The 1,327-nt window shown below is 55.2% G+C and carries 1 protein-coding gene; it reads left to right on the top strand.

All coding sequences use genetic code 11. The features are described 5' to 3' along the window. The coding region (locus V6D20_14065) for a hypothetical protein (protein HEY9816905.1) at nucleotides 1–1,327 on the top strand (1,327 nt) is incomplete at both ends.

The raw sequence follows: 1,327 nt of genomic DNA, 5'->3' as shown, positions 1-1,327 counted from the left end.
ACCGGTGAGCGTGACCTCGGGGATACTTCCCAATGGAATGACGTGGGCGTCGATTTCACCACATTCTCCGGGGTAACAGCAGCCACACTTTACGTGGACGATGGGGTGGGCGGCGAATCCAGTTATTCTGTGACCGGCTTCTTCAACGGATTCCTAGAGGTAGTTACCCCTATCATCGAAACCGGGCCCGCCACCTATCGGCTTGAAGTATCGGTCACAGGAGCCGTGATCCCCGCAACCTTAGACCAGCTTGACGTGGCTGGAGTCGACTTCTCCAATGCATCGGGCGAAGTTGTGGTGACGAATGGGGGCCCCAACAACCTCACACTAGACGCCGCTGGCGGGGCCATTGGCTCCTTGGACCTTCAGGTTCTTAATGTGGGAGTTGCAGCAAGCATCATTCTAGGCATCTCTAATGCCTCCGTCGTCGCTACCGGGAGTGGGTCTGTGGATGTTGCAGGGACAACCATGCAGACGGCAGATTCCGTGGCAGGTATTGAGGCAGGGATGACCCTGATTGTCTCCTCGACTACAACGAACGGGGGTAGGTACACAGTGGCTTCGGTCTCGACAGGTACACCGAACACTATCACCACCGAGGAAGCGTTCTACGAAGCTCTGGGCGACTCCTCTGTAGTGGATTACCCCATGACGTGGAGAGTGACTTCGCCAAGACGGTTTAGCGGAGAACTCCAAGAACTCAGCCAAGAGCTTATCCGGCAGCGAGTGACTTACGCACTCAATTCGGATGCAGATGGCGCAATTCTGCCCCTCCTAACAGAGACCTCAAATAACCCGTCCTCGCCCTTGAAAGAGCGCCTTCTGGAACTGATTGATTTGACCTTTGGCGATCCCCTCTTGTCCGTGACCGGTGGCGAGATCATTGCAATTTCTACTGCCTTTGAAGGCGGTGACTATGCTAGCGCAGGTATCCAAGAGGGCGATTACGTATTCGTGAACGAGGGGCCAAACAGAGGCTTCTACCCCATCAATGCGGTAGATACCGGGGCCCCCCAACAGGTCACGGTGGATGAGGCTAACAGGTACACAACGTATCCCCTGACGGATGAAGTGGGCGTAGCCTTTGACATCTACCGGGGTGGCACCCTTCAAGATGAGTCCAACCAATTGGTATTGTTTGAATACTTCAATGTATTGGACATCATTGACCGCATTGATGCGGGCATCATCATGAGCTTGCACGACCCCCAGAACCTCCAAGGTGATATTGGCACTCTGGCAGAAAGGCCGGGTGACCCCACAGATGCTACCTTGCAGGCACATCGGGCACTGACCAATGCGCGGCTAGCCCGCATTTCGACCGATA

The sequence above is a fragment of the Candidatus Obscuribacterales bacterium genome (assembly GCA_036703605.1).
Taxonomy (GTDB): domain Bacteria; phylum Cyanobacteriota; class Cyanobacteriia; order RECH01; family RECH01; genus RECH01.
This window is presented reverse-complemented; position numbering and strand designations above follow the sequence as displayed.